Source organism: Devosia sp. FKR38, from assembly GCF_005222805.1.
Lineage (GTDB): Bacteria > Pseudomonadota > Alphaproteobacteria > Rhizobiales > Devosiaceae > Devosia.
This window is the reverse complement of the sequence record NZ_STGC01000005.1, coordinates 156,284-180,295: the sequence shown is the minus strand read 5'-3', so window position 1 is coordinate 180,295 and position 24,012 is coordinate 156,284. Positions and strand designations below refer to the sequence as shown.

Annotated in this window: 24 protein-coding genes; 11 read left to right on the top strand and 13 right to left on the bottom strand. The window is 65.0% G+C overall.

Going from position 1 to position 24,012, the window contains the following annotated elements:
• Nucleotides 1-48 precede the first annotated feature (48 nt).
• The gene (locus E8M79_RS05980; protein WP_137151038.1) at nucleotides 49-393 is read left to right on the top strand and encodes a metalloregulator ArsR/SmtB family transcription factor; all 345 of its coding nucleotides are present in this window, start codon (nucleotides 49-51) and stop codon (nucleotides 391-393) included.
• The gene (locus E8M79_RS05975) at nucleotides 390-860 is read left to right on the top strand and encodes an SRPBCC domain-containing protein (protein WP_137151037.1); all 471 of its coding nucleotides are present in this window, start codon (nucleotides 390-392) and stop codon (nucleotides 858-860) included. Before E8M79_RS05980 ends, E8M79_RS05975 begins: the two co-directional genes overlap by 4 nt.
• Here E8M79_RS05975 and E8M79_RS05970 read toward each other — a convergent pair.
• Nucleotides 857-1,792, bottom strand: a complete 936-nt coding sequence (locus tag E8M79_RS05970; protein WP_137151036.1) for an AEC family transporter — start codon at nucleotides 1,790-1,792, stop codon at nucleotides 857-859. The two genes, E8M79_RS05975 and E8M79_RS05970, sit on opposite strands and share 4 nt — an antisense overlap.
• Nucleotides 1,793-1,963: 171 nt before the next feature.
• On the opposite strand from E8M79_RS05970, the gene glpD reads away from it, so the two are divergent.
• Together glpD and glpK are read left to right on the top strand one after the other, a co-directional pair.
• Nucleotides 1,964-3,463 (top strand): glycerol-3-phosphate dehydrogenase, encoded by a 1,500-nt coding sequence (gene glpD, locus E8M79_RS05965; RefSeq protein ID WP_137151035.1) that lies wholly within the window; start codon nucleotides 1,964-1,966, stop codon nucleotides 3,461-3,463.
• Between the two features lie 75 nt (nucleotides 3,464-3,538).
• Nucleotides 3,539-5,026 carry a glycerol kinase GlpK gene (glpK, locus tag E8M79_RS05960; protein ID WP_137151034.1) on the top strand — a complete coding sequence of 496 codons (1,488 nt, stop codon included), beginning with the start codon at nucleotides 3,539-3,541 and terminating at the stop codon, nucleotides 5,024-5,026.
• A gap of 3 nt (nucleotides 5,027-5,029) precedes the next feature.
• Here glpK and E8M79_RS05955 read toward each other — a convergent pair whose 3' ends face one another.
• Nucleotides 5,030-5,536, bottom strand: a complete 507-nt coding sequence (locus E8M79_RS05955) for a CAP domain-containing protein (protein WP_137151033.1) — start codon at nucleotides 5,534-5,536, stop codon at nucleotides 5,030-5,032.
• Nucleotides 5,537-5,641: 105 nt separating this feature from the next.
• Between E8M79_RS05955 and E8M79_RS05950 the strand changes: the two genes are divergently transcribed.
• Entirely contained in the window at nucleotides 5,642-6,076 is a 435-nt protein-coding gene (locus tag E8M79_RS05950; RefSeq protein ID WP_137151032.1) for an EamA family transporter, read from the top strand.
• On the opposite strand, the gene E8M79_RS05945 is transcribed toward E8M79_RS05950, so the two are convergent.
• A complete protein-coding gene (locus E8M79_RS05945; protein WP_171015746.1) occupies nucleotides 6,073-6,921 on the bottom strand; it encodes an aminoglycoside phosphotransferase family protein in 849 nt (282 codons plus the stop codon). The two genes, E8M79_RS05950 and E8M79_RS05945, sit on opposite strands and share 4 nt — an antisense overlap.
• A gap of 220 nt (nucleotides 6,922-7,141) precedes the next feature.
• On the opposite strand from E8M79_RS05945, the gene E8M79_RS18355 reads away from it, so the two are divergent.
• The gene (locus tag E8M79_RS18355) at nucleotides 7,142-7,306 is read left to right on the top strand and encodes a hypothetical protein (protein WP_171015745.1); all 165 of its coding nucleotides are present in this window, start codon (nucleotides 7,142-7,144) and stop codon (nucleotides 7,304-7,306) included.
• 29 nt (nucleotides 7,307-7,335) lie between these two features.
• On the opposite strand, the gene uxaC is transcribed toward E8M79_RS18355, so the two are convergent.
• Entirely contained in the window at nucleotides 7,336-8,742 is a 1,407-nt protein-coding gene (gene uxaC, locus E8M79_RS05940) for a glucuronate isomerase (RefSeq protein ID WP_137151030.1), read from the bottom strand.
• Between the two features lie 216 nt (nucleotides 8,743-8,958).
• Here uxaC and E8M79_RS18350 point away from each other — a divergent pair, with 216 nt between their 5' ends.
• The 4 genes from E8M79_RS18350 (at nucleotide 8,959) to E8M79_RS18345 (ending at nucleotide 12,721) form a co-directional block, all read left to right on the top strand.
• The gene (locus E8M79_RS18350; RefSeq protein ID WP_171015744.1) at nucleotides 8,959-9,126 is read left to right on the top strand and encodes a hypothetical protein; all 168 of its coding nucleotides are present in this window, start codon (nucleotides 8,959-8,961) and stop codon (nucleotides 9,124-9,126) included.
• A 50-nt stretch (nucleotides 9,127-9,176) separates the two neighbouring features.
• Nucleotides 9,177-9,848, top strand: coding sequence for a response regulator transcription factor (locus E8M79_RS05935; RefSeq protein WP_137151029.1), 672 nt, complete (start codon nucleotides 9,177-9,179; stop codon nucleotides 9,846-9,848).
• Between the two features lie 11 nt (nucleotides 9,849-9,859).
• Nucleotides 9,860-12,325, top strand: a complete 2,466-nt coding sequence (locus E8M79_RS05930) for an extracellular solute-binding protein (protein WP_137151028.1) — start codon at nucleotides 9,860-9,862, stop codon at nucleotides 12,323-12,325.
• A 225-nt stretch (nucleotides 12,326-12,550) separates the two neighbouring features.
• Nucleotides 12,551-12,721 carry a hypothetical protein gene (locus tag E8M79_RS18345; protein WP_171015743.1) on the top strand — a complete coding sequence of 57 codons (171 nt, stop codon included), beginning with the start codon at nucleotides 12,551-12,553 and terminating at the stop codon, nucleotides 12,719-12,721.
• A 125-nt stretch (nucleotides 12,722-12,846) separates the two neighbouring features.
• Here E8M79_RS18345 and E8M79_RS05925 read toward each other — a convergent pair whose 3' ends face one another.
• The 5 genes from E8M79_RS05925 to E8M79_RS05905 form a co-directional block, all read right to left on the bottom strand.
• Nucleotides 12,847-14,394 carry a tripartite tricarboxylate transporter permease gene (locus tag E8M79_RS05925; RefSeq protein WP_137151027.1) on the bottom strand — a complete coding sequence of 516 codons (1,548 nt, stop codon included), beginning with the start codon at nucleotides 14,392-14,394 and terminating at the stop codon, nucleotides 12,847-12,849.
• Between the two features lie 15 nt (nucleotides 14,395-14,409).
• Nucleotides 14,410-14,895, bottom strand: a complete 486-nt coding sequence (locus tag E8M79_RS05920; protein WP_137151026.1) for a tripartite tricarboxylate transporter TctB family protein — start codon at nucleotides 14,893-14,895, stop codon at nucleotides 14,410-14,412.
• On the bottom strand, nucleotides 14,892-15,830 hold the full coding sequence (locus E8M79_RS05915; protein WP_137151025.1) for a tripartite tricarboxylate transporter substrate binding protein: 939 nt from the start codon (nucleotides 15,828-15,830) through the stop codon (nucleotides 14,892-14,894). Before E8M79_RS05915 ends, E8M79_RS05920 begins: the two co-directional genes overlap by 4 nt.
• A gap of 100 nt (nucleotides 15,831-15,930) precedes the next feature.
• Nucleotides 15,931-17,805 (bottom strand): EAL domain-containing protein, encoded by a 1,875-nt coding sequence (locus E8M79_RS05910; RefSeq protein ID WP_137151024.1) that lies wholly within the window; start codon nucleotides 17,803-17,805, stop codon nucleotides 15,931-15,933.
• Between the two features lie 133 nt (nucleotides 17,806-17,938).
• Complete coding sequence (locus tag E8M79_RS05905) at nucleotides 17,939-18,685, bottom strand: SDR family NAD(P)-dependent oxidoreductase (protein WP_137151023.1); 747 nt, start codon at nucleotides 18,683-18,685, stop codon at nucleotides 17,939-17,941.
• Nucleotides 18,686-18,885: 200 nt separating this feature from the next.
• On the opposite strand from E8M79_RS05905, the gene E8M79_RS05900 reads away from it, so the two are divergent.
• Complete coding sequence (locus E8M79_RS05900) at nucleotides 18,886-19,797, top strand: LysR family transcriptional regulator (protein ID WP_137151022.1); 912 nt, start codon at nucleotides 18,886-18,888, stop codon at nucleotides 19,795-19,797.
• Between the two features lie 33 nt (nucleotides 19,798-19,830).
• Here the strand turns inward: E8M79_RS05900 and E8M79_RS05895 are convergent, their stop codons facing one another.
• The 4 genes from E8M79_RS05895 to E8M79_RS05880 are packed head-to-tail and all read right to left on the bottom strand — an operon-like array spanning nucleotide 19,831 to nucleotide 23,959.
• On the bottom strand, nucleotides 19,831-21,339 hold the full coding sequence (locus tag E8M79_RS05895; protein ID WP_137151021.1) for a tripartite tricarboxylate transporter permease: 1,509 nt from the start codon (nucleotides 21,337-21,339) through the stop codon (nucleotides 19,831-19,833).
• Between the two features lies 1 nt (nucleotide 21,340).
• Complete coding sequence (locus E8M79_RS05890; RefSeq protein ID WP_137151020.1) at nucleotides 21,341-21,856, bottom strand: tripartite tricarboxylate transporter TctB family protein; 516 nt, start codon at nucleotides 21,854-21,856, stop codon at nucleotides 21,341-21,343.
• A gap of 2 nt (nucleotides 21,857-21,858) precedes the next feature.
• Nucleotides 21,859-22,833 carry a tripartite tricarboxylate transporter substrate binding protein gene (locus E8M79_RS05885; protein WP_137151019.1) on the bottom strand — a complete coding sequence of 325 codons (975 nt, stop codon included), beginning with the start codon at nucleotides 22,831-22,833 and terminating at the stop codon, nucleotides 21,859-21,861.
• Nucleotides 22,834-22,885: 52 nt separating this feature from the next.
• Nucleotides 22,886-23,959 (bottom strand): 4-oxalomesaconate tautomerase, encoded by a 1,074-nt coding sequence (locus tag E8M79_RS05880; RefSeq protein ID WP_171015742.1) that lies wholly within the window; start codon nucleotides 23,957-23,959, stop codon nucleotides 22,886-22,888.
• Between the last annotated feature and the right edge of the window lie 53 nt (nucleotides 23,960-24,012).

Here is a 24,012-nt window from a genome sequence, read left to right as displayed (position 1 = left end):
ATTATAGTTAGCTATTTTGCTTAGTTTTAAAATGTGATAGTTAGCCTTATGGAACAGTTTTCTAACAGTCTGGACCATATCTTCCAGGCCCTGGCGGACCCGACACGGCGCGCCGTGCTGGAGCGGCTGGGGCACGGGCCTGCCAGCGTGGGCGAACTGGCCATGCCGTTCGACATGGCCCTGCCCTCGTTCATGAAACACATCACCATGCTGGAGGCGAGCGGGCTGATCCGCACGCACAAGCGCGGGCGGGTGCGCCATTGCAGCATTGAACCGCAGCGGCTGGCCTTGATCGACGGCTGGCTGGCCGATCAGCGGGCGCTGTGGACGGGACGCACCGACCGGCTGGAGCGGTTCGTGACCCAGCCCGGACACAAGGACAAGCCAAGATGACGGCAGTCTTCGACCCTGAACGCGATCTCGAGATCAACCGCATCATCAAGGCGCCGCGCGCGCGGATATGGGACGCCTGGACGCAGCCGGCCCTCTTGGCGCGCTGGTGGGTGCCCGAGCCGGCGCAGTGTCGCGTGGTGACGCTGGACTTGCGCCCCGGCGGGGCGCTGGTGACCGAGTTCAGCGAGAACGGCACAGACTTCGGCCCGCATATGCAGGCCTGCTACCTCGACGTGCAGCCCAACAGGCAGTTGGTGTTCACCACGGCACTGGTGGGCAATTGGCGGCCGGCGGAAAACCCGTTCATCACCGCCATCATCACACTCGAAGAGGACGTCGAGGGCACGGCCTATCGGGCGCATGTGATGCACAAGAGCCCGGCGGACCGCGTCCTGCACAGCGAGCTGGGCTTCATGGATGGCTGGGGCACGGTGGCGGCGCAGCTGGCGCGGCTGGTCGAGGGCTAAAGACTGAGGATATAGAGCCAGCCCGAAATGGTGAGCGCCGAGGCCACGGTGGCAATCAGGATGGTGTTGGCGGCAACGCTGACACCGCGATTGTAGTAGGTGGCAAAGACATAGACATTGACGCCCGCCGGCATGGCCGAGAGCAGGATGCCATAGCGGGCGATCTCCATGGGCACATGGAGCACCCAGATCATCAGCACATAGGCGATGGCCGGGTGAACGATGAGCTTGATCAGCGAGGCGACCAACGCCTGGCGCCAGTTTTCCGAGAGCTTGAACTCGTTGAGCGCCCCGCCGATGCCGAAGAGCGCAGCGGGAACCACGGCCTGGCTCATCATGACGAAAAAGGCCTCGGCGGGCTCGACCAGCTTGAGGCCGGAGAAGTAGCCGATCATGCCGGCAGCAATGCCCCAGATCAGCGGATTGGACGCCACGCGCTTGCCGGCCGTGATCAGCGTCTGGCCCAGCGAAGCGCCATCGCGGCGCATCAGCTCCATGGTCACCATGCCCAGGGTGAGCAGGATCGCGCCATGCAGACCGATGATGGACAGCGTCACGGCCAGGGACTGCTGGCCATAGGCACGCGTCATGATGGGCAGGCCCACCAGAACGGTATTGGTGAAGGTGCCCGAAAAGCCCACGGCCACCGCCTCGCCCGGCGCATTGCCGAACACCCGGCGGGCAATGACAATGCCGAGGACAAAGCAGGTCGCCGCGCCCAGGTAATAGGGGGCAATGATGGACAGGTTGAACGCCGCTGCGAAATCGCTGGTGATCAGCGAGTGGAACAACAGGCAGGGCGTCGCAAAATTGTTAACGAAGGCGATCAGGCTCTTGATGCCATCGGCGGGGAACAGGCGCAGGCGCACAGCGCCGAAGCCGAACGCCATCAATGCGAAAATGGGCAGGATGACGCTGATGATGCCAAGCATGGCCGGGCTTTCGATGGCCTGAGGGTACCCTGCCCTACGCTGGCCAGCGGGATGGGTCAATGGCCAACTGGTATGGTAGATTTAGGGCCAGCCAGACCGGAATAACCGAAAGCCAAAGCTTCCAATCCGAAATTAAAACGACTATAAACGAAACAAACGAGAGGTGTTGGGATGAGCGGCAGCGCAAGCGTGGATATTTTCGTCATCGGCGGCGGCATCAATGGCGCCAGTGTGGCGCGCGATGCGGTGGGCCGCGGCTACACCGTGGCGCTGGCCGAGATGAACGACTTGGCCTCGGGCACTTCCTCGGCGGCCACCAAGCTGGTGCATGGCGGGCTGCGCTATCTTGAGCATTACGAGTTCCGCCTGGTGCATGAAGCGCTGGCCGAGCGCGAGGTGCTTTGGGCCGCAGCGCCACATATCATCTGGCCGCTGCGCTTTGTGCTGCCGCACCACAAGGGCCTGCGCCCGGCGATGATCCTGCGCGCCGGGCTGGCGATGTATGACTATATGGGCGGCCGCCGCCTGTTGCCGCCGACCAAGACGCTGGACCTGCAAAAGCACGAGACCGGCGCGCCGCTCAAGCCAGGCTACAAGCTGGGCTTTGAGTATTCGGACTGCTGGGTGGATGATGCGCGCTTCGTGGTGCTCAATGCCCGCGACGCAGCCGACAAGGGCGCGGCCATCCACGTGCGCACCAAGGTGACCAGCGTGCGCCGCGATGCCGGCGGCTGGGTGATCGAGCTCAATGGCGAAGCCGGTCGGCAGACGGTGCGGGCGAAGCTGGTGGTCAATGCCGCCGGGCCCTGGGTGGATGATGTGATCACCGGGGCGATGGGCAAGAACGGCGCGCATAATGTGCGGCTGGTCAAGGGCAGTCACCTGGTGGTGCACAAGCTCTATGACCACGACCGCTGCTATATCTTCCAGAATGCCGATGGCCGCATCATCTTCGCCATTCCCTATGAGAACGACTACACGCTGATCGGCACCACCGACCAGGACTATGATGGCGACCCCAAGGATGTGAAAATCTCCGACCAGGAGACCGACTATCTGCTGAGTGCGGCCAGCGAATATTTCGCCAAGCCGCTGACTCGCGGCGACATCCACTGGGCCTATTCGGGCGTGCGGCCGTTGTTTGACGATGGCGCCAGCGCCGCCCAGGAAGCCACGCGCGACTATGTGCTCAAGGTCGATGGCGATGCCGCGACGGGCGCAGCGATCAATGTGTTCGGCGGCAAGCTGACCACCTCGCGCCGGCTGGCCGAATCGGTGCTGGAAAAGATCGAGGCTGTGCTGGGCAAAAAGGGGGATGCCTGGACCAAGAAGAGCACGCTGCCAGGCGGCGACTTCCCCACGCTGGGCTTTGACACCGAAGTGCGTCGGCTGGGCAAGGACTATCCGGGCCTGCCGCAGACCCTGCTGCGCCGGCTGATGCGGCTCTATGGCACCAAGGCCCGCGTGCTGCTGGGCCAGGCGCAGACGGTGGCCGATCTCGGCCAGCATTTCGGCTGGGACCTCTATGCCGCCGAAGTCGACTATCTGGTGGCCCATGAATGGGCGCGCACGGCACAGGACATCCTGTGGCGGCGCACCAAGGTCGGCCTCAAGGTGGGGGCCGACGAGGTGGTGGCGCTCGAGAGCTATCTGGCGCAAAAAGGGTACTGAGCCAGTATTTTGCACCCGCCCCGCAAGGGGCGGGTCGAACACTCAGAGACCGGTGAACGGTTCAGGGAGGATTGCATGACCTATATTCTGTCCATCGACCAGGGCACGACCTCGAGCCGCGCGATCGTGTTCAACAAGGACCGGTCCATCGCTGGCGTTGGGCAGAAGGAATTCCCGCAGATCTTCCCGCAGGACGGCTGGGTGGAGCATGACCCGGAGGCGATCTGGGACAGCGTGCTGTGGGCGATCAAGACGGCGATCAAAGAGGCTGGCATCGAGCCCAGCGCAATCGCGGCCATCGGCATCACCAATCAGCGCGAGACCACGCTGATCTGGGACCGGGCGACCGGCAAGCCCATCCACAATGCCATCGTCTGGCAGGATCGGCGCACCGCCGCCTATTGCGCCAAACTCAAGGCCGACGGCAAAGAGCCCATGGTCACCGAGAAGACCGGCCTGCTGCTCGACCCGTATTTTTCCGGCACCAAGGTCAAATGGCTGCTCGACACTGTCGAGGGGGCAAGGGCGCGCGCTGCGGCGGGCGAACTGGCCTTTGGCACCATCGACAGCTTTTTGATCTGGCGGCTGACCGGCGGCAAGCAGCATGTCACCGACGCCACCAATGCCGGACGCACGCTGCTGTTCGATATCGGCAGCAATCAGTGGGACAAGGAGCTGCTGGCCCTGTTCGACGTGCCGGCGGCCATCCTGCCCGCGGTCAAGGACTGTGCCGACGACTTTGGCGTCACCGAAGAGAGCCTGTTTGGCGCGGCGATCCCGATCCTGGGCGTGGCGGGCGATCAGCATGCGGCGACAATCGGCCAGGCCTGCTTTGAACCCGGCATGCTCAAATCGACCTATGGCACGGGCTGCTTTGCCCTGCTCAACACCGGCACGAAGCGCGTGCATAGCCAGAACAGGCTGCTTTCGACCATTGCCTATCGGCTCGATGGCGAGACGACCTATGCGCTGGAAGGCTCGATCTTTATCGCCGGCGCTGCGGTGCAGTGGATCCGCGACGGGCTGAAACTGGTCAAGCATGCCAGTGAGACCGGGCCGCTGGCTGAAAGCGCCGACCCCAGCCAGAATGTCTATATGGTGCCGGCCTTTGTCGGCCTGGGCGCGCCCTGGTGGGATGCCGAGGCACGCGGGGCGATCTATGGGCTGACGCGCAATTCAGGCCCGGCGGAGATCGCCAAGGCGGCGCTTGAAGCGGTCTGCTACCAGACGCGCGACCTGCTCGAGGCCATGCACAAGGACTGGGCCGACAGCGGGGAGACCGTGCTGCGCGTCGATGGCGGCATGGTGGCCTCGGACTGGACCATGCAGTTTCTCGCCGATGTGCTCGACGCGCCGGTGGATCGCCCGAAAATCCTCGAAACCACGGCGCTGGGCGCGGCCTGGCTCGCCGGTTCGAAGGCGGGCGTCTGGCCGAACATGAGCGAGTTCGCGGCCACCTGGGCGCTCGACCAGCAGTTCACCCCCAAGATGGACGCGACGACGCGCAGGGCCAAGGTCGCCGGCTGGAACGACGCCGTGCAGCGGACACTGACCCGGCGGTAGGCGTTAGGCCGGGCGGAGCCAGGGCGTGAAGCTGCCGCCGGCGATCATGGCCCAATAGACCTTGCCGCTCTTGCTGCGGGCGGCGGCAAGGCCAAATTCGACGAATTTGTCGTTGAGCAGGGTCGAGCGATGGCCGGGGGACTGCATCCAGCCCTGGATGGCGCCCGGCAGATCGCGGTAGCCCTTGGCGACATTTTCGCCGACGGCGCCGAAATAGCCGGCGGCGGTGACACGCTCGCGCAGGGTGACGCCCAGATTGTGGCTCATGGTGTCCTTGCTCGCCATCAGGCGGGCCTGGGAGCGCGCGGCATTTTCCAGCGCGACGTTGTAGGCCCAGGCCGGGGCGCCATTGGCGCGGCGCACGGCGTTGATATCGGCAAGAATCTCCTCGTCGCTCAGGCTCTCCGGCGTGCTGGCCGTCTTGGGCAGCACGGGAATGGTGGCCGAACAGGCCGAGAGCGCAGCGGCGGCGCCGAGAAGGAGAAAACTGCGACGGGGCAAGGGCATCATCGAGCCATTCCTGTGGTGTCCGGACTGTGCCAGAACTGTTAGGGCAGTGTCGGGGTCGCGCAGGACCGCCTGCCTTTGGTTATCGCGCAAGCAGCAGTGGTGTCCATGAAGATCGTTTTGGAAAGCTGGCGATTTTGGGCCTTGCTGTCGGCCACCTTTGCCGCGCTGACGGCCATTTTCGCCAAGGTGGGCATCGAGAACATCAATTCAGACTTTGCCACGCTGGTGCGCACCTGCGTGATCCTGCTGGTTCTGGCCGGCATCGTGGCCGCGACCGGTCAATTCCAGCCGCTGACGAGCATTTCGAGCAAGACCTATCTGTTCCTGGTGCTGTCGGGCCTAGCGACCGGCGCTTCCTGGATCGCCTATTTTCGTGCCCTCAAGATTGGCCAGGCGGCGCAGGTGGCGCCGGTCGACAAGCTCAGCGTCGTGCTGGTGGCGATCTTCGGCGTGATCTTCCTGGGCGAAAAGCTCAGCGCCCCCAATTGGCTGGGGGTCGCCCTGATCGTGGCTGGCGCGGTGCTGGTGGCCTGGCGCTAGGCCTGGTCATAGGCGCTGAGCAGCAGCGGCAGCATGGCCAGATCGGTGGTGATGGCATTGCCGGCGGCTAGGTCCCAGCAGGCGGCGAGGGCCGAATGGGCGGCGGCCCAGCCGAGCATGCGCTTGCGGTTGTAGCCGAGCCGGCTGGCAAAGGCGTCGGTGAGCGCGGCGATGCGGCGCGGATTGGCGGCCAGCGCTGTGGCGCCCAAGGGATTGCGATAGATATTGGCCAGCTCATAGGCCGGATCGCCGATCAGCCCCTTGGGGTCGATGGCTAGCCAGCCGCGATCGGAGGCCAGGATATTGTCGTGGTGCAGATCGCCATGCAGCGGGATGGCGGCAGACGGCCGGTCGAACAGCTTGAGGGCAATGCCGCAGGCGCGGGCATAGAGATCCCGCGCGGTGTGCGGCCAGACCCGCACATCGGTGGCAAAGAGTTCGGCAAACTGCGTGCGCAGATCGAGCAGGTCTTCGGGCGCGTCGGGACGGGGGCGATGCAGGTTTGCCACCACGGTGCAGATGGCAATGGTGGCTTCGTCGTCCCGCCCGGCGCGGGCGGGTTCGCCCAGCGTGCCGCCGTCGAGCCACTCCATGAAGAGCGTATCACCATGGGTGTCAAAGACCGTGGCCGCGCCCTCGCCCTGGTACCAGTTGAGCAGCATGGAGCCGCGGAGCTCCTCGTGGGCGGTCTGCGGCTTGAGGATCTTGAGGGCAGCAAAATTGCGCCCGTTCTGCTCGACCCGGAAGATCCAGCTGGTGGGCGTTTCGGCAACCGGCGTCGACTTGGTCAGGGACCAACGGATCATGGCGCGGCTGAGCGCGGTTTCGACAGGCGACTGATTCATCATGGGCCCATTAGAGCAGAAGGCGACGCCGGCGTGTACCGGGCACACAGCCATGGGTGGCAATGTTGATGACATGGAGGCAGCGCCGCAAGCCAGAGCGGACAATTTGACACAATAGCAACCCTGTCGCGACAAAGTCCTTGGCCGCAAGGGCTTGTTTAGCGGCTGGCGGGATAGATTGGGCAGATGCAAACGGCGAACCCTCGAGGAGGAGCGTTCCATGGTGCATCATGGTGTTGAACTGGGGCGCGAGCCCCTATCCAAAGTGCCGCAGGTGGCGCGACCGGGCCTGCTGCGGCAGCTCGGCAATGGGCTGGGCGGGCTGATCGTGCTGCTGATCACCGGCGTGCTGCTGGTGATCGCTGTGCTGCTCAAGTCGCGCTAGCGGGGGCCGACGCCCCCGCCAGAACCGGACTATTTGATGCGATAGGCGTCCTTGGCCGCCTGGTAGCTGAGGTGGCGCGCGATGTCGCGGGCACTCGATTTGCTCAGGCGGTTCTCGCCAACCCAGCGACCGAGGAAGCCGCTGACTTCACGGCGCCAGACGTCGTGGCGCGCCGGAATGGAGAGCAGCGCCCGCGTATCGTCGTTGAAACCGGCCAGATTGTAGAAGCCGGCGCTTTCGACCACCTGGTCGAGATAGCGGCGAATGCCCTGCGGGCTATCGTGGAACCACCAGGGCGGACCAATCATCAGGCTGGGCCAGAAGCCGGCCATGGGGGCCAGTTCGCGGGCGTAGTTGGTTTCGTCCAGCGTGAACATCAGCAGGCGGAAATTGGGGTGATTGCCGCAGCGGGCCAGCAGCGCGGAAAGGCCCGTGACATAATCGGTGGTGCCGGGGATATCAGCGCCGAGGTCAGCCCCGCGTTCCGCCATCAGCTGCGGATCGGTATTGCGGCGGGCGCCGGCATGGAGCTGCATGACCATGCCGTCCTCGCAGGCCAGAAGCGCCATTTCGGTCATCATCTGGGCGCGGAACAGGTCGTTGTCGGCCAGGCTCTGCGTGCCGGCGAGCACGCGATCGAGCAGCGCCTGCTTGTCCACCAGCGGCAGATCGGCCGTATTGGCGGTGGGCATGCCGTGGTCGGTGGCGACGGCGCCATATTGGCGGAAGTATTCGCGGCGAATGCGGTGGGCGTTGATCAGGCCATTCCAGCTGGAAACGTCCTCGCCGGTCAACTCGCCGAACTTGTGCAGCCGCTCGGGCAGCCCTGCCCGATCCGGATTGGTCACATCGTCGGGGCGATAGGTGGTGCGCACGCGGCCGATATAGCCGTCGGCCAGCATCTTCTGGTGGTGCGGCAGGGTATCGAGGGCGAATTCGGTGGTGGCGATCACCTCGACCTTGGCGCGATCGAGAAAGGCGCGCGGCAGCAGGGCGGGCGTGGCCAGAGCCGCATCAATACGGTCATAGATGGCGTCGGCCGTGGCGGCGCTCAGCTCTTCCTCGATGCCGAAGGCCCATTTGAGCGAGTGATCGACCCAGGTCTTGGATGGAGTGCCGGCGAAGAGATAGTAATTTGCGGCAAACAGGCGCCAGGCGTCGCGCCCCTTGGCCACCGGCTGGCCGTCCTTGCGCGGCACGCCCAGATCATCATAGCTCAGCCCGCGGCTGCGCAGCATGCGCAGCACATAATGGTCCGGCGTGAGGAACAGTGTCGCCGGATCGGAAAAGCGCGTGTTGTTGGCGAACCAGGCCGGATCGGTATGCCCATGCGGGCTGATCAACGGCAGGTCGGCGACCTCGGCATAGAGCTCGCGCGCAAGGCTGCGGGCCGGTTCCGAGGCGGGGAGAAGGCGGTCTGGGTGCAGGTGTGTCATGGCGGTTTCTTGCCATGATCCGGAGCCGGAATCAATCATCTTCCATACAAGATCAGGCGCCGGGGAATTTTATGTAAATTAACTGCGATTTCAGGTTGGCATTCGTGCCCGGGGCACTCGGGATTACCCTTCTGATCTGGGTGAGAACAGCGCAATGCGGCGACCCGATGGCAGCGTCGATCCCTGAGGGATCGGCAGACCAGGGGATGATCGGACATGCCGCAGCTTGTGACCGACAAAGTCGGTGAGACCTATGAAATCGCCCGGGCCCGCGCCAGCCGTGCCGGCCAGATGCACCATATCCAGGTGATGCTGATGGCGGCGGGCGTGACCGGCTTCTGCATCGTGGCCGTGGCCGCCACGGTGATGACCAGTCTCCTTTAGACAGGACGCGCTTCAGCCCCTAATGTGCAGCCGGGGAGAAGCCGGCTGCCATGCGCATATTACTGGTCGAAGACAATGAGGACCTGGGCGAGGCGATTGAGAAACGCCTGCGCAGCGCCGGCCATTCGGTGGAATGGGTGCGCGATGGCAATGATGTGGTTTCGGCCGCACTGGGCGATGATTTTGACGCGGTGGCGCTGGACCTGATGCTGCCCAATCGGGACGGCATCGCGCTAATCGCCGATCTGCGGCGCCGCAAGTTCACCGCCCCGATCCTGGTCATCACCGCCCGCTCGGAAATCGACGACAAGGTGAGCCTCCTCGACCTTGGCGCGGATGACTATCTGGTCAAGCCGTTCGACCTGCGCGAGCTGGAAGCCCGGCTGCGCGCCCTGATCCGCCGCACCGGCGGGCAGACCAGCAGCACTTTGACCGCGGGCAATCTCGAGATGGACCTGGCGGGGCTCAATGCCAGTGTCGGCGGGCGCTCGCTGGAGCTGGGGCGGCGCGAATTCCGCCTGCTGGAAATCCTGGTCACCCACGCCGGCAAGGTGGTGCCCAAGGAGCGGCTGATGAACCAGCTGTTCAATTTCGACGAGGCGGTGTCGGTCAATGCGCTGGAGCTGCATATCTCGCGGCTGCGCAAGAAGCTGGAACCGGCCAATATCGAAATCGGCACGGTGCGCGGCGTGGGCTATGTGGTGCGGGTGCCCAATGGCTAGGGCATCTGGGCATGGCGGCTAGATCCTTTTCCATCCGGCGGCGCATCCTGGCGCTGGCGCTGGCGCTGCTGCTGGCAGCGGCGGTGGTGCTGATCATCTTTATCCGCGACTATGCCGAGCGCGCCGCCGATCGGGCCTTTGACCGGCTGTTGGCGGCATCGGCGCTAACCATTGCCGGTGCGGTGCAGGTGGAAGACGGCAATGTGATTGTCGAGCTGCCCTTTGCCTCGTTCGGCATGTTCTCCGGGCGCGACCGGGTGTTTTATGCCGTGGAAACGCCGGGCGGACGGGCGGTGACCGGCTATGAAGACCTTTCGGCCGATCTGCCCGAGCTGACCTCGGCCGGACCGGTGTTTGCCGATGCGCTCTATCGCGGTGAGCTGGTGCGGGTGGCCAGCGTCGGGCGGCTGACCTCATCGGGGGGCGATGCCACCTGGGTGACCATCCATGTGGCCGAAACGCAGAATGAGCGTGAGGCGCTGGCGGGGGAAATCCTCTCCAATGCCATTGTGCCGGTGGTGGCGCTGACGCTTCTGGCCATCGGGCTGGTGTGGTTCGGCATCGGGCGCATGTTTGCTCCGCTCTACCAGCTCGAGCAGGAATTGCGCGGGCGGGCGCCGGACGATCTGTCGCCGGTGGACCTGCCGGTGCCGGTGGAGGTGCGCCAGTTGGTGAGCGGGCTCAATGCCTTCATGGCGCGGCTGGGCAGCGCCATGGAGCGGGTGACCGGCCTGGTGGCCGAGGCGGCCCATGAGGTGCGCACGCCGCTGGCGTCCCTGCGGGCCCAGGCGGAAGTGGCCATGGACGAGCAGGATCCCGAGGCGCTGCGTCGCCGGGTGGGGCGCATTCACCAGGGCGCGGTGCAGGCCAGCCAGTTGGTGAGCCAATTGCTGATGGAAGCGACGATCTCGCATCGGCTGGAGAACCAGGACAGCGACACCACGGCCTTTGGCTCGGTGGTCGACGACGTGCGCCAGCGGCTCGACCCCGACCAGGCGGGGCGGCTGGTGGTGAGCTTGCCCGAAGTGGCAGCAGCGGCGGCCATTCGCGGCGACCGGGTGGCGCTGCGCGAGATGGTGCGCAATGTGGTGGACAATGCGCTGGTCTATTCTGAGGGGCCGGTGGAAATCGATGGTCGCCTGGTCGAGGGCGTGATGACCTTTGTGGTGCGCGACCGTGGCCCCGGCATTGCCGAAGGGGAGAAGAGCCAGGTGCTGGAGCGGTTCAAGCGGGGCACGGCCAGCGGCGCCAAAGCCGGCTCGGGCCTAGGGCTCTCCATCGTCAAGCGCGTGGTAGAAGCCCATCGCGGCGCCCTGCGGCTGCTGGATCGGGCCGAGGGTGGGCTGGTGGTGGAAATCGACCTGCCCACCGTGGGCCGCACGCCGCGCATGGAGCAGTTGCGAAAGGCCCTGGGCACATTCTCGGCCGTGCTGATCTGCCTGATGCTGGCCCAAGCCCAGCCGGCGGAAGCGACCGCGACGCGCTATCCGGCGCCGGATGGCAGCACGGACACCGTGCTGACGATTGTTGGGGTGACCGACACGCCGCTGTTTGCCCAGTTCATCAGCGCCTTCCAGACGCAACGGCCCGATGTGAGCGTGGTCTATGAGGAGACCGACTCCCTGCCCCTCTTCGAGCGCTATCTGGCCGGCGACATGAGTCCCAAGCCGGATCTGCTGATCAGCTCGGCCGCGGATTTGATGATCAAGCTGGCCAATGATGGCCATGCCATTGCCTATGACTCGCCGTGGCTGAGCGGCTTGCCGGACTGGGCCCATTGGCGCAATGAGGTGTTCGGCTTCACCTTCGAGCCAGCGGTGATCATCTATAATCCCGATCTGATCGGCGCTGCGGAAGTGCCGCGCACGCATCTCACGCTGGCCGAAATGCTGGAGACGCAGACCGACCGCTTCCGCGGCAAGATCGCCACCTATGATATTGCCCTGAGCGGGGTGGGCTATCTGCTGGCGGCGCAGGACCAGTTGATTTCGAGCAACTTCTGGCGGCTCGCTGCGGCGTTCGGCCGGGTCAATGCGCGGTTCTCGGGCTCCAGTCCGGCGATCCTGAATGGCGTTGCCGACGGTTCGCTGGCGCTGGGCTACAATGTGCTGGGGTCCTATGCCTTCGGGCGCAAGGCGGGTGGCGCCAATATCGAAATCGTGGTGCCCGATGACTATGTGCTGGTGCTGACGCGCGCCATGCTGATCCCGCGCGACGCGCCGGTGCCCGAACTGGGCAAGGCCTTTGTCGATTTTGCCCTGTCGCCGGCCGGTCAGGCCATTGCGGCTGGCCCCACAGCGCTGGGCGCGGTGATGCACGGCGCCAGTGGCGCCTGGACCAGCGAGGCCATCGCCGCCATGGGCCGCGGGGTGATGCAGCCCATCGGGCTGGGACCATCGCTGATGGTGTCGCTGGACCAGCAGCGGCGCAAGCGCTTCCTCGACAGCTGGGGCGAGATCGTTTCGCCCAAGCCCTGACCGGTCAGAACCTGCGCGTCAGCCATGCGCCAGCAGCATGAATAGGACCAAAGTCTGATCATGTCCGCATTTTTTCGACGTTTGGTGCCAGCCTAGCGACAGAACATGCAGCAAGCGCATGGCTGGCCTGTTTTCTGCCCCCTAGTAGAAACCGGAGGGGAGGCCCATCTGTTGTGTCATGAAAGCGGTTCGGCAATCCGGCCGGAGCTTTAGAGGACCTGGACAATGAGCACCCCCCGCAAGTCTTTCTTTGCAACCCTTGGCACGTTCGTGGAAGTGTTCGGCAGCGCTGCTGCTGTCTCCCATGCCGTCGAGGGCGGGCGTTCGCCGAAGGCCAAGCATCTGAAGTCTCTGGGCATCGACGTCGACGCTTTCCGTTCGATCGGCAAGAACTAGCCTCTGCTAGCCGAGCTGCTGCGGCGTTTTCCTCCCTGTACGCTGCGCGCTTGCGTCGATTGACGTGAAAAAGCCCGGGTGCCTTGATTGGCATCCGGGCTTTTGTTTTGGCATGAACGTGGCGGCTAGTCTTCGTCGGCCGCCATCTGGGAGAGTACCTGGCCCTTGCCGCGCATGCGCAGCCAGAACGGGAAGAGCACGGCCAGCGCCGCCACGACATAGAGGCCGATGGCGATGGGCGAATGCACCAGCGCAGTGAAATCACCCTGGCTGATCGAGAGCGCCCGGCGCAGCTGCTGTTCGGCCATGGGCCCCAGGATCAGGCCGATGACCACTGGCGCGATGGGATAGCCGAAGCGGCGCAGCAGATAGCCCAGCACGCCGAAGGCCAGCAGCATCATCAGCTCGAACGAGAAGCTGATCGGCCCCAGATGGCCCGACATGGCGCCATTGGCGCCCAGCGTGCCCAGGGTGGCAAACACCAGAATGCCGCCATAGAGCCAGGGCTTGGGGATGTTGAGCAGCCGCACCCAGAGCCCGATCAGCGGCAGGTTGAGCACCACCAGCATGAAGTTGGCGACGAGGAGGCTCGCGATCAGCGCCCAGACCAGCGAGGCGTTGTTGGTGAACAGCAGCGGACCGGGCTGCAGGCCGAACTGCTGGAAACCGGCCAGCATGATGGCCGCGGTGGCCGAGGTGGGCAGGCCCAGCGTCAGCAGTGGCACGAGCGTGCCGGCAGCGGAGGCATTGTTGGCCGCTTCGGGCCCGGCGACACCCTCGATAGCGCCCTCCCCGAACTCCTCGGGATGCTTGGTCAGCTGCCGCTCGGCAGCATAGGAGAAGAAGGTGCCGATCTCGGCGCCGCCGGCGGGCATGGCGCCAATGGGGAAGCCGATGGCGGTGCCGCGCAGCCAGGGCGCCCAGGAGCGTTTCCAGTCTTCGAGCGTCATCCAGACCGAGCCCTTGATGGCCATGACCTCGTCCTTGACGCTGCCGGAAGTGCTTGCGATCATCAGCGTCTCGCCGATGGCAAACAGCGCCACGGCCAGGGTGGTGACCTCGATGCCGTCGAGCAGGTCGGGAATGCCGAAGGCCAGGCGCGCCTGACCGCTCTGCAGGTCAATGCCGATCAGCCCCAGGCCCAGGCCAATGAACAGCGCGGTGACGCCGCGCAATGCACTGTCGCCAAAGGCGGCCGAGACCGTGACGAAGGCGAGCACCATCAGGGCGAAGTAGTCGGCCGGACCGAACATCAGCGCGATCTTGACCACGAAAGGCGCGATGAAGGCGAGGGCCAGCGTGGCGATCAGGCCGGCGACGAAGGAGCCGATGGCGGCGGTGGCGAGAGCCGGACCGCCCCTGCCCTTGCGGGCCATCTTGTTGCCCTCGAGCGCGGTGACGATCGAGGCGCTTTCGCCGGGGGTATTGAGCAGGATGGAGGTGGTGGAGCCACCATACATGCCGCCATAATAGATGCCGGCGAACATGATGAGCGAGCCGGCCGGGTCGAGCTTGTAGGTGACCGGCAGCAACAGCGCGACGGTGAGCGCCGGGCCGATGCCGGGCAGCACGCCGACGGCAGTGCCCAGGGTCACACCGATGAAGGCATAGATCAGGTTCTGCCACTGCAGGGCCGCGATCAGACCCTGGGACAGCAGTGCAAAGGTATCCATCTCAAAGGGCTCCCATCACGGCAGCAGCCGCTCGAGCGGTCCGGCGGGCAGCGACAATTGCAGGCCGCGCGCAAAGATGAACCAGACCAGCAGCGAGAAGGCGATGCCGATGGGAATGGTCAGCCACAGCGGGCCGCGACCAAATCCCTTGGCGGTGAAGGCAAACAACAGGCCCGTGGCAATGGCAAAGCCGGCCGTGGACAACAGCATGATCTGGGCGAGCAGGCCGCCCACGATCCAGAGCATGGGGGCGATGTCGCCCTTTTCACGCTCGGGGAAAGCGCCGCGCAGGGCGGACACCACAGTGCCAAACGCCAGCAGCAGCAGGCCAGCGGCGATCACATAAGGAAACACCGTCGGGCCAACGCGCTGCTGCACAGGCGGCACGCGCATCAGGCTGGTCTGCCAGATGATGACGCCGGCGATGACCGCCAGGATCAGCGCGATGACAAGCGCCGCCCCATCGGGGCGGCGCGCGAGATTGGGTCCGCCGGTGGTCATTGCACCAGGCCGACGTCTTTCAGGATGGCCGAAGTGGCCTCGATGTCCTTGGCAAGCTGAGCGTCGAAATCGGCGCCGGCCATGTACATGTCGGCCCAGCCCTTGGTTTCGAGCGCAGTCTTCCAGCTGGCCGAGGTGACCATCTTTTCGATGTCGGCGTTGATGGCAGCCTTCTGCTCGTCGGTGATGCCGGGGGCAGCGGCGACCATGCGCCAATTGGTGACGGCGACATCGACGCCGGCAGCCTTGAGGTTAGGGATGTCGCCCAGGGGTTCGTCACCGGTGACAGCCAGGGCGCGCAGATCGCCCGATTCGATCTGGGCCGCGAATTCGCCGGCGCCGGAAATGCCCACGGTGACCTGGCCACCGAGCACGGCCGCCAGGGCCTCGCCACCGCCGGAATAGGCGATGTAGTTGATCAGGGTGGGGTCAACGCCGACGGCCTTGGCAACCAGACCGGCCGCGATATGGTCGACGCCGCCGGCCGAACCACCAGCCCAGGACACCGAGCCGGGGTCCGCTTTGAGCTTGGCCACCAGGTCATCCATGGTCTTGAGCTCGGAAGCAGCGGGCACCACGATGATATCGGCTTCGCCGGTGAGGCGGGCGATGGGGGTGACGTCAGCCAGCGAGACGGGCGACATATTGGTCAGCACGGCGCCGACCATGACGTAGCCGCCCACGATGAGGGCGTCGGGATTGCCGGCATACTGGTTGACGAACTGGGCCAGGCCAATCGTGCCACCGGCGCCGGGGACATTGGTCACCTGCACATTGGCGGAGATGGCCTCAGCCTGCAGGGCCTCCTGCATGGTGCGGGCGGTCTGGTCCCAACCGCCGCCGGGGGCGGCAGGGGCCATGATGGTGTAGTCAGCGGCATAAGCCGGAACAGCGAGCGCGCCGGTGAGCAGCGCGGCAACAAGCAGCTTGTTCATAAGTCCTCCCATGGAAATCAGCGAACGTCTGATGCGTTCATGGGAGCAGGCTAATCCGGCCAGCCTGTCGCCGTCCTGTCACGAGGGCCGAGGTCCCCGATCAGGCCGACCGCCGGCGCCGATTGAGTTTGGGCGGCGCGGCCGGGGCCATAGCGGGTCTGGTCGAGCGATATTGCGCAAACAGCTGGAGCAATTGCGTCACTTCCTCGACTGAACCAGGGCGGGAGAACAGATAGCCCTGGCCGAGAATGCAGCCCAGATCGCGCAGGGCCTTGACCTGTTCGGCAGTCTCGATGCCTTCGGCGACAATGCGCATGTTCAGCTTCTGGGCGATATCGATGATCGAGCCGACGATGACATCGCTGGCGCGGGCGGCGCCGACATTGTCCACAAAGGACTTGTCGATCTTGATCACATCGACCGGAAAGCTCAGCAGATGGGTGAGCGAGGCAAAGCCGGTGCCGAAATCGTCGAGCGCGACCAGCATGCCGCGCTGGCGCAGGGCGCCGACGGCGCGGGGCACGGCCTGGTCGCTGCCGCCCATGAAGACGGCCTCGTTGACCTCAAGCAGAATATGTTTGAGCGGCACGTTGAAGCGCTCAAAGGCCGAGACAATGCGCTGTTCGAGATCGCCGCGCTGGAAATCACCGGTGGTGACGTTGATGCCGACATGCTGGATGGGAATGCCCATGTCGAGCCAATGGCGGATGTCGCCGGCGACCTGGGTCAGCATCTGGCCGGTCAGCTGCCAGGCAATGCGCGGATCGGCCAGGGCGGCATGGAATTCGCCAGCACTGGCAATGCGTCCATCGGGCATGCGCATGCGCGCGAGCGCTTCAAGGCCCACGATCTCGGCGGTATCAAGCCGCACGACGGGCTGATAGTGCGCCAGGATGCGGTTCTCGGCGAGCGCCCGATCAACGCTGCGGACCATGCTGGCCCGTTCGAGCATGCCGGTGCGCAGGCCAGGCGTGAAATGCACGAAGTCGCCGCGGTGGACTTCCTTGGCGTGATAGAGGGCAAAATCGGCGTTCTGGCGCAGGGCGGGGCCATCGGCACCATCGGGGCCGAAGACGGCGCCGCCGATGGTGATATGGGGATCAATGGCCTGGCCACCTTCCTCAATGAGCCCGCGCGCAGCGGTGAGAATGCGTGACGCGGCGGCGCCCAGAACCTCGCCCGTGTCGCAATTGTCGACCAGCACGGCGAATTCGTCGCCACCCAGGCGGCAGGCAACAATGTCCGGACCGGCACTGGCGATGCGCCGGGCAATGGTGCTGATCAGCACGTCGCCCATGCCATGGCCGACGGTGTCATTGATGACCTTGAGGTGATCGATATCGATCAGCAGCAGGCCGAAACGGGCGCCAGACGCCACGCGCTCGGCCAACATCTGGTCGAAATGGCCCCGATTGGGCAGGCCGGTGAGCACATCGTAGTAGGCGAGGCGGTGACTGCGCTGGCGCACCTCCTCATGGTTGAGGGCGAGTGCGCACAGGTGCACGCAGGTATCGACGATCTTGCGCTCCATGGCGTCCGGACCGCGGCAGGTGCGGAAATAGAAGGCGAAGGTGGCCACCACCCTGCCCTGACGATCCACAATGGGGCTGGACCAGCAGGCGCGCAGGCCGAGCGGCAGCGCCAGCCCGCGGAAGTCGCTCCAGAGCGCATCGTGTTCGATGTCAGTGACCATGACCGGCGCCTTGCGCCAGGCGGCCGTGCCGCAGGAGCCGGCGTTGGGGCCTACGGGAACGCCATCGATGGCATTGGTGTAGTCGGCCGGCAGGCTGGGCCCGGCCAGCGAGTGGAGCAGACCCTGCGCATCAACGGTCAGAATGGAGCAGACCGCATCAGGCGCAATCGCTTCAGTGCGGCGACAGAGCAGGTCGGCGATCAGGCTCAGCGGTTCGCCGCGCGCCACCGCTTCCAGCACCTCAGTCTGAAGCTGAAGCAACAATGCACTATGGGTGACCATTTTGGGTCTCTGAACAGCACAACATCCTGCGCGGCGGCTGGATAGAACACGCCTTGCATCCAGATGACCTTGCGCCCGAACCCTGAAGCATCAGTTAGCAATTGGATTGCATTTTATTGGTCAGGCAAAATCGTCAGTACGTTGCCCGGCCGCCAGAGAGATCGAATACACTAGCCGTGGTGAAACTATTGTCCTTGCTGACCAGCCAAGCCACCATGGCGGCGGCCTCGTCGACCTCGAGGAAGCGGCCGCGGGGAATGCGCACCAGCATATAGTCGATGAACTCGGGCGTCAGGGTTTCGAGAATGCGCGTCTTGGCCGTGGCCGGGGTGATGGCGTTGACAGCGATGTCGAAGCGCGCGAGCTCCTTGCCCAGCGATTTGGTGAGCCCGATGACGCCAGCCTTGGCGGCCGAATAGGCCGACAGATTGGGATTGCCCTCCTTGCCAGCGATGGAGGCAATATTGACGATGCGCCCGTAATTGCGGGCCTTCATGCCGGGAACGACGGCCTTGTTGACATAGAAAGTGCCGTTGAGATTGACCTCGATGACACGCCGCCATTCGTCGGGATCGTAGTCTTCCAGGCTGGCATTGGTGCCGGCGATGCCTGCGGAATTGACCAGGATAGCAATCGGGCCGATGGCGCGTTCAACCGCCATCTGGGCGCCGACCAGGCCGGGATAGTCGGTGATGTCGACCACAACGCTGGAGGCAGAGGCGCCAAGTGCCGCGGTTGCCTGGGCGAGGACGGCGGCATTGGTGTCCCACAGGCTCACCTTGGCGCCACTGGCGATAAGCCGCTGGGCAATGGCAAAGCCCAGGCCCTGGGCACCGCCGGTGACGACAGCCACCTGCCCGGCAAGATCGATCTGGTTCATGGACGCATTCTCCTGCTGCAGGCCGGCGCGGGCGACGTCCGCGCGACAACCGACTCCCCCGGGCACGACACTGGCGCACAGTGTGTGCCAGCGCGATGCCGCTGAACAGGGTGCAGAGCACTTTCATCGCGGGCGAACATGCCTACAATAGCCCCGGGACATCGGAATCGTCCGTTCGAACCCAGGCCCTAAGCGGGAGCATGTCTGTGATCTTCAATTGCGACACGCTGGACCTTCGGGCCTTTATCGTTCTGATGGAACTGTCCAACTTCCGGCGGGCAGCCGATGCGCTGAACATGTCACAGCCGGCCCTGTCCCGCCGCATCCAGAAGCTTGAGGCCACCGTGGGCGCGCAGCTGTTCCAGCGCACCACGCGGCATGTCGCGCCGACCGCCATCGGCCGCGAACTGGAGCCGCTGGCTCGTCGCTTGCTCGATGAGTTCGATTCATCGCTGTTCTCGTTCCGCGACATCGGCGTGCGGCGCGCGGCGCTGATCACCATGGCGTGCCTGCCCACGGCGGCGTTCTACTTCCTGCCGTCGTTCATCAAGGCGTTCAATGCCGACTTCCCCGACGTGCGCATCCGGGTGCTGGACCTGACGGCCAATGCCGGGGTCGACGCGGTGTCGCGCGGGGAGGCCGAATTCGGCATCAATTTCATGGGCGCCGGCAGTTCCGAACTCGAGTTCCTGCCGCTGGGGGAGGATCCGTTCGTGCTGGCCGCGCTCAAGGACCATCCCCTGATGGCCAAGGAGGAGGTGGAATGGGCCGATCTGTATGGCCACAGGCTGATCACGGTGGACCGCTCGAGCGGCAATCGAACGCTGCTGGACGCCGCGCTGGCGCGGGCAAATCTGAAAATCAACTGGTTCTTCGAGACCACGCATCTGTCGACATCGCTGGGTTTTGTCGAGGCCGGGCTGGGCATATCGGTGCTGCCGCGCCTGGCGACGCCGATGAACGGCCACCCCATCATCACCACGCGCCCCCTGCGTGCGCCGGCCCTGTCGCGGACGATCGGCATCATCAAGCGCCGCAATTTCAGCCTGTCGCCGCCGGCGCAGCAGTTCGTCGACCGGCTGATGCAGCAATGGCCCGATGACGCCAACTAGGATCGCCGGAGCAGCGCCGGCGATCCCAATTGGTCAGGTGTTCTCGACAAAGACCTCGTCGCGCGAGCGGCGGATGGCTGGCAGCACGGCCATGACCAGCGCCACCAGACCGACCAGCAGCAAGGCGGCCGAAAGCGGCGAGCGGACGAAGGTGCTCGGATCGCCATTGGAGATGATCAGCGCCTGGCGCAGCTTCTGCTCCAGCAGGTCGCCCAGCACGAAGCCCAGGGCCAGCGGCGCGGCCTCGAAGCCGAGCTTGAACAGGGTGTAGCCAACCAGGCCGAAAACGGCGGCCATGATCACCTGCGCCGGATCGTTGGAGATCGAGAACAGGCCGATACAGCAGAACACCACGATGCCGGGGAACAGCAGGCGATAGGGGATCTGCAGCAACTTCACCCAGAGGCCGATCAGGGGCAGGTTGATGATGACCAGCATCAGATTGCCGATCCACATCGAAGCGATCAGGCCCCAGAAGAGTTCGGGATTGCGCTCGATCACCTGCGGCCCGGGCACGATGCCCTGGATCATCATCGCCCCCACCATCAGGGCCATGACCGCGTTGGGCGGCAGGCCAAGGGTGAGCAGCGGGATGAAGGAGGTCTGGGCACCGGCGTTGTTGGCCGATTCCGGCCCCGCCACGGCTGCGGGCATGCCCTTGCCGAAGCGTTCGGGCGTCTTGGACAGGCGCTTCTCCACCGCATAGCTGGCGAATGGGCCAAGGATGGCGCCATTGCCCGGCAAGACGCCCAGAATGGAGCCGAGCGCCGTGCCCCGCAGCATGGGTGCCAGGTTTTCCTTGAGCTCGCGCCAGGCTGGCCAGAGCCGGCCGATCGCGCCCCGCACGACGTCGCGCTTTTCGGGATCGGCCAGGTTTTTAAAGATCTCGGCAAAACCGAACACGCCCATGGCGATGACGACAAATTCGATGCCGTCGTGCAGCATGGGCAGATCGAAGGTCATGCGTTCACGGCCGGTTTCCATATCGGCACCGATGCAGCTGAGCAGCACACCCACCGCGATCATCGAGACAGCCTTGAGGATGGAGCCGTGTGCCAGCACGACCGCCAGAACCAGGCCCATGATCATCAGCGAGAAATACTCGGCCGGGCCAAACAGCAGGCCGAAGCGGGTCATCGGCACGCCGACCGCGGCGATGACAATGGTGGCCACGGTGCCGGCAATGAAGGAGCCGATTGCGGCCAGGCCGAGGGCAAGACCGCCCTGGCCATTGCGGGCCATCTGGTGACCGTCGAGGGCCGTCACCACAGCGGTGGCTTCGCCCGGAATATTGACCAGGATGGCGGTGGTGGAGCCGCCATATTGGGCACCGTAATAGATGCCGGCCAGCATGATGAGCGCGCCGGTCGGATCGAGCGACAGGGTGACCGGCAGCAGGATGGCGATGGTGGCGACCGGACCAACGCCCGGCAAGACGCCAACCAGGGTCCCGATCAGGCATCCCAGGAAGCACAGGCCGATATTCTTGAGCGTCAGGGCGACGGTGAAGCCGAGGCCCAGATTGGCGAAAACATCAAACATCTCAGAATCCGATCAACCATGGGGCCACGGGGATCGAGAGCCCCAGACCGTAGCGGAAGACGCCGACGCAGAAGGCGGTCAACAGGACGGCAAAGACCACCAGCTCGCCAATCCTGGCCTCCTTGGCCGCCAGCCCCGAGCCGATGATGGCCAGCGGCGCGGCCACGGCCATGCCCAGCGGCGGGATGGCCAGCGGCCCGATCGCGGCGCCGCGAATGGTCAGGGCGAAGGCGACCACGCCCACGAAAACAGGCAGGAAGCGGGCCAGTGGCCAGCTGCCGGTGCCCTCCCCAGGCCGGCGATGGGCCAGCACGAGCTGGGCGATGCCAAGCAAGACCACCAGGCCGGCCAGCAGACGCGGCAGCAGGCCGGAGCCGACGCCGCCACTCTTGGTGACAAAGGGCAGTTCCAGGCCTGCCCAGAACATGACGGCGCCGAAGGCCACCAGAGCCAGGCCGGCAAGGCCATCCTGGCTCCAGGGGAAGCGCGCGCTTGGCGGGCTTGCTTGGTCCGACATGGTCATTCCACCGAAATGCCGGCGGCAGCGACAACCTCACCCCAACGGGCGCGTTCCTGGGCCATGTAGGCGGCAAAATCGGCACCAACCAGGGTCGACGGAACGCCGCCGTCATTGGCCAGCTTGTCGGTGAAGGCAGGATCGGACAGGACTTCGGCGGTGGCATTGGCCAGGCGCTGGCGAACGTCCTCAGGCAGGCCCTTGGGGCCGAGCAGGCCATACCAGGCCGAGGCGGTATAGCCGTCCACGCCGGCTTCCTGGGCGGTGGGGACATCGGGCAGCTGGGCGAAGCGCGCGCTGCCGGTCACGGCCAGGGCGGTCAGCGTGCCGTCCTGCACCAGGCCGATCACCGAGGGAATGGTGGTGACCATGAAGTCGATATGGCCGCCAACCAGATCATTCACCGCCGGGCCGGCACCCTGATAGGGCACGTGGCGGATGTCGATGCCAGCGGTCTGGCCGAAGAGAACCGATGCCAGGTGGCTGGCCGAAGCGTTGCCCGCCGAGCCGAAGACCAGCTGCTGCGCCTTGGCAGCATCGACCAGTTCGCCCAGCGTCGGCACCGGCAATTTGGGACCGACCACGACGACCAAAGCGGCGTCGGCAATCATGGCGATGGGATCGAGCGCCTCGGCAGGATCGGCCGGCAGGTCGAACAGATGGGGATTGACCACCATGGGGCCCTGGTTGCCGATCAATAGCGTATAGCCATCCGGCTCGGCGCCGGCGACCACTTCGGTGCCGATATTGGCCGCAGCGCCAGGACGGTTTTCAACGATGACGCGACCGCCGAGCGCCTGCTCGAGGCGTGCGGCGAACAGGCGGGCAATGGCGTCCGTGCCGCCGCCGGCGGCATAGGAAACCACCAGCGTGATCGGCTTGTTGGGGTAGTCCGACTGGGCCATGACCGGAGCAGCAGAGCTGAGGGCAGCGGCCAGTCCCAGGGCCACCACGGCGCGGCGATTGAGTGTCAGCATGAGTTTTCCTCCCTTAGGTGTTTTGATTGAACCGACCCTCCTGGTCGGTCGTTCAGGCTTTTCGTCGAATCAGCGCCGATCCTTCAAACAGTCGGCGACAAGTCCGCATGACGTAAACAACAGGCACGTTTCCCAGAGCCTGGTGCTCCACCCGCACCGTCATGCGACCAGTGGGATGTTCAAAGGTCAGCTCCGCGGGAGCCGACCAATTGTTGAGTGACCGTGCCACCACCGTGCCGGCGACCGTTGCGGCCATGGCAATGGTCACGGCGCCGGTGGTGGCCAGCGAAGTGTGGCAGGTGTGGGGGGTGAAGTAGCGGATCGCCAGATCGCCGCCCCGGCCCGGCCGCCCAATCAGGATCGGCTTGGGCAGCACTGAATTGGCGACATCGCCGAAACCCATGCGCAGACCCGCCTCCAGGCGGATGGCCTCCAGCTGACGCATGAGATCGGCGTTGCCGTCGAGTTCCCGGGCCGTTTCTGACCCGGTGAGACCGAAATCCTCTGCCAACAGGACGACGGCAGAGGTCGCCCCGTCGATCAGTGTGGCGCGGCGGCCATGGATGGTTTCGCTGACGGCGTCAGTGGGGAGCAGCCGTCCGGTCTTGGCGCCGACGGCATCGTGAAACGCCAGATAGACCGGGGCGGCATCGCCGGGCACCCCATCAATGCTGGCATCGCCCTGATATCGCACTTCGCCGCGCGGCGTCAGGATGCGGGCCTCGATGATCTTTCCCGTGTTGACATTGTGCACCTTGACCCGGGTTTCGCCATCGCTGGCGACGACAAGGCCGGCGGAAATGGCGAAGGGCGCCACGGCCGAGAGCATATTGCCGCAATTGGGCGCGGTATCCACCTCGGCCATATCGACCCGGACCTGGGCGAACAAATAGTCGACATCGGCGTCCGAACGGGTCGACGGCCCCACGATGGCCACCTTGGACGACAGGGTGTTGCCGCCGCCGATGCCATCGATCTGCAGGGGATGACCGGAGCCCATGATTTCGACCAAAACGGCATTGCGCTCTGCCGGATCGGCAGGCAGATCGCTGGCGAGGAAGAACGGTCCCTTTGAGGTTCCGCCTCGCATCATGACGCATGGAATTCGGACCAGATCGTCCTGCATGGACGGTAACTCCTTGGCTGTGCCTATCGAATGCACCAGCCAAACGAGCGTGT

What these genes read in the sequence shown, in the direction of transcription:
- E8M79_RS05980 (WP_137151038.1), top strand. Translation starts at nt 49, where the DNA reads ATGGAACAGTTTTCTAACAGTCTGGACCATATCTTCCAGGCCCTGGCG.
- E8M79_RS05975 (WP_137151037.1), top strand. Translation starts at nt 390, where the DNA reads ATGACGGCAGTCTTCGACCCTGAACGCGATCTCGAGATCAACCGCATC.
- E8M79_RS05970 (WP_137151036.1), bottom strand. Translation starts at nt 1,792, where the DNA reads ATGCTTGGCATCATCAGCGTCATCCTGCCCATTTTCGCATTGATGGCG.
- glpD (WP_137151035.1), top strand. Translation starts at nt 1,964, where the DNA reads ATGAGCGGCAGCGCAAGCGTGGATATTTTCGTCATCGGCGGCGGCATC.
- glpK (WP_137151034.1), top strand. Translation starts at nt 3,539, where the DNA reads ATGACCTATATTCTGTCCATCGACCAGGGCACGACCTCGAGCCGCGCG.
- E8M79_RS05955 (WP_137151033.1), bottom strand. Translation starts at nt 5,536, where the DNA reads ATGATGCCCTTGCCCCGTCGCAGTTTTCTCCTTCTCGGCGCCGCCGCT.
- E8M79_RS05950 (WP_137151032.1), top strand. Translation starts at nt 5,642, where the DNA reads ATGAAGATCGTTTTGGAAAGCTGGCGATTTTGGGCCTTGCTGTCGGCC.
- E8M79_RS05945 (WP_171015746.1), bottom strand. Translation starts at nt 6,921, where the DNA reads ATGAATCAGTCGCCTGTCGAAACCGCGCTCAGCCGCGCCATGATCCGT.
- E8M79_RS18355 (WP_171015745.1), top strand. Translation starts at nt 7,142, where the DNA reads ATGGTGCATCATGGTGTTGAACTGGGGCGCGAGCCCCTATCCAAAGTG.
- uxaC (WP_137151030.1), bottom strand. Translation starts at nt 8,742, where the DNA reads ATGACACACCTGCACCCAGACCGCCTTCTCCCCGCCTCGGAACCGGCC.
- E8M79_RS18350 (WP_171015744.1), top strand. Translation starts at nt 8,959, where the DNA reads ATGCCGCAGCTTGTGACCGACAAAGTCGGTGAGACCTATGAAATCGCC.
- E8M79_RS05935 (WP_137151029.1), top strand. Translation starts at nt 9,177, where the DNA reads ATGCGCATATTACTGGTCGAAGACAATGAGGACCTGGGCGAGGCGATT.
- E8M79_RS05930 (WP_137151028.1), top strand. Translation starts at nt 9,860, where the DNA reads ATGGCGGCTAGATCCTTTTCCATCCGGCGGCGCATCCTGGCGCTGGCG.
- E8M79_RS18345 (WP_171015743.1), top strand. Translation starts at nt 12,551, where the DNA reads ATGAGCACCCCCCGCAAGTCTTTCTTTGCAACCCTTGGCACGTTCGTG.
- E8M79_RS05925 (WP_137151027.1), bottom strand. Translation starts at nt 14,394, where the DNA reads ATGGATACCTTTGCACTGCTGTCCCAGGGTCTGATCGCGGCCCTGCAG.
- E8M79_RS05920 (WP_137151026.1), bottom strand. Translation starts at nt 14,895, where the DNA reads ATGACCACCGGCGGACCCAATCTCGCGCGCCGCCCCGATGGGGCGGCG.
- E8M79_RS05915 (WP_137151025.1), bottom strand. Translation starts at nt 15,830, where the DNA reads ATGAACAAGCTGCTTGTTGCCGCGCTGCTCACCGGCGCGCTCGCTGTT.
- E8M79_RS05910 (WP_137151024.1), bottom strand. Translation starts at nt 17,805, where the DNA reads ATGGTCACCCATAGTGCATTGTTGCTTCAGCTTCAGACTGAGGTGCTG.
- E8M79_RS05905 (WP_137151023.1), bottom strand. Translation starts at nt 18,685, where the DNA reads ATGAACCAGATCGATCTTGCCGGGCAGGTGGCTGTCGTCACCGGCGGT.
- E8M79_RS05900 (WP_137151022.1), top strand. Translation starts at nt 18,886, where the DNA reads ATGTCTGTGATCTTCAATTGCGACACGCTGGACCTTCGGGCCTTTATC.
- E8M79_RS05895 (WP_137151021.1), bottom strand. Translation starts at nt 21,339, where the DNA reads ATGTTTGATGTTTTCGCCAATCTGGGCCTCGGCTTCACCGTCGCCCTG.
- E8M79_RS05890 (WP_137151020.1), bottom strand. Translation starts at nt 21,856, where the DNA reads ATGTCGGACCAAGCAAGCCCGCCAAGCGCGCGCTTCCCCTGGAGCCAG.
- E8M79_RS05885 (WP_137151019.1), bottom strand. Translation starts at nt 22,833, where the DNA reads ATGCTGACACTCAATCGCCGCGCCGTGGTGGCCCTGGGACTGGCCGCT.
- E8M79_RS05880 (WP_171015742.1), bottom strand. Translation starts at nt 23,959, where the DNA reads ATGCAGGACGATCTGGTCCGAATTCCATGCGTCATGATGCGAGGCGGA.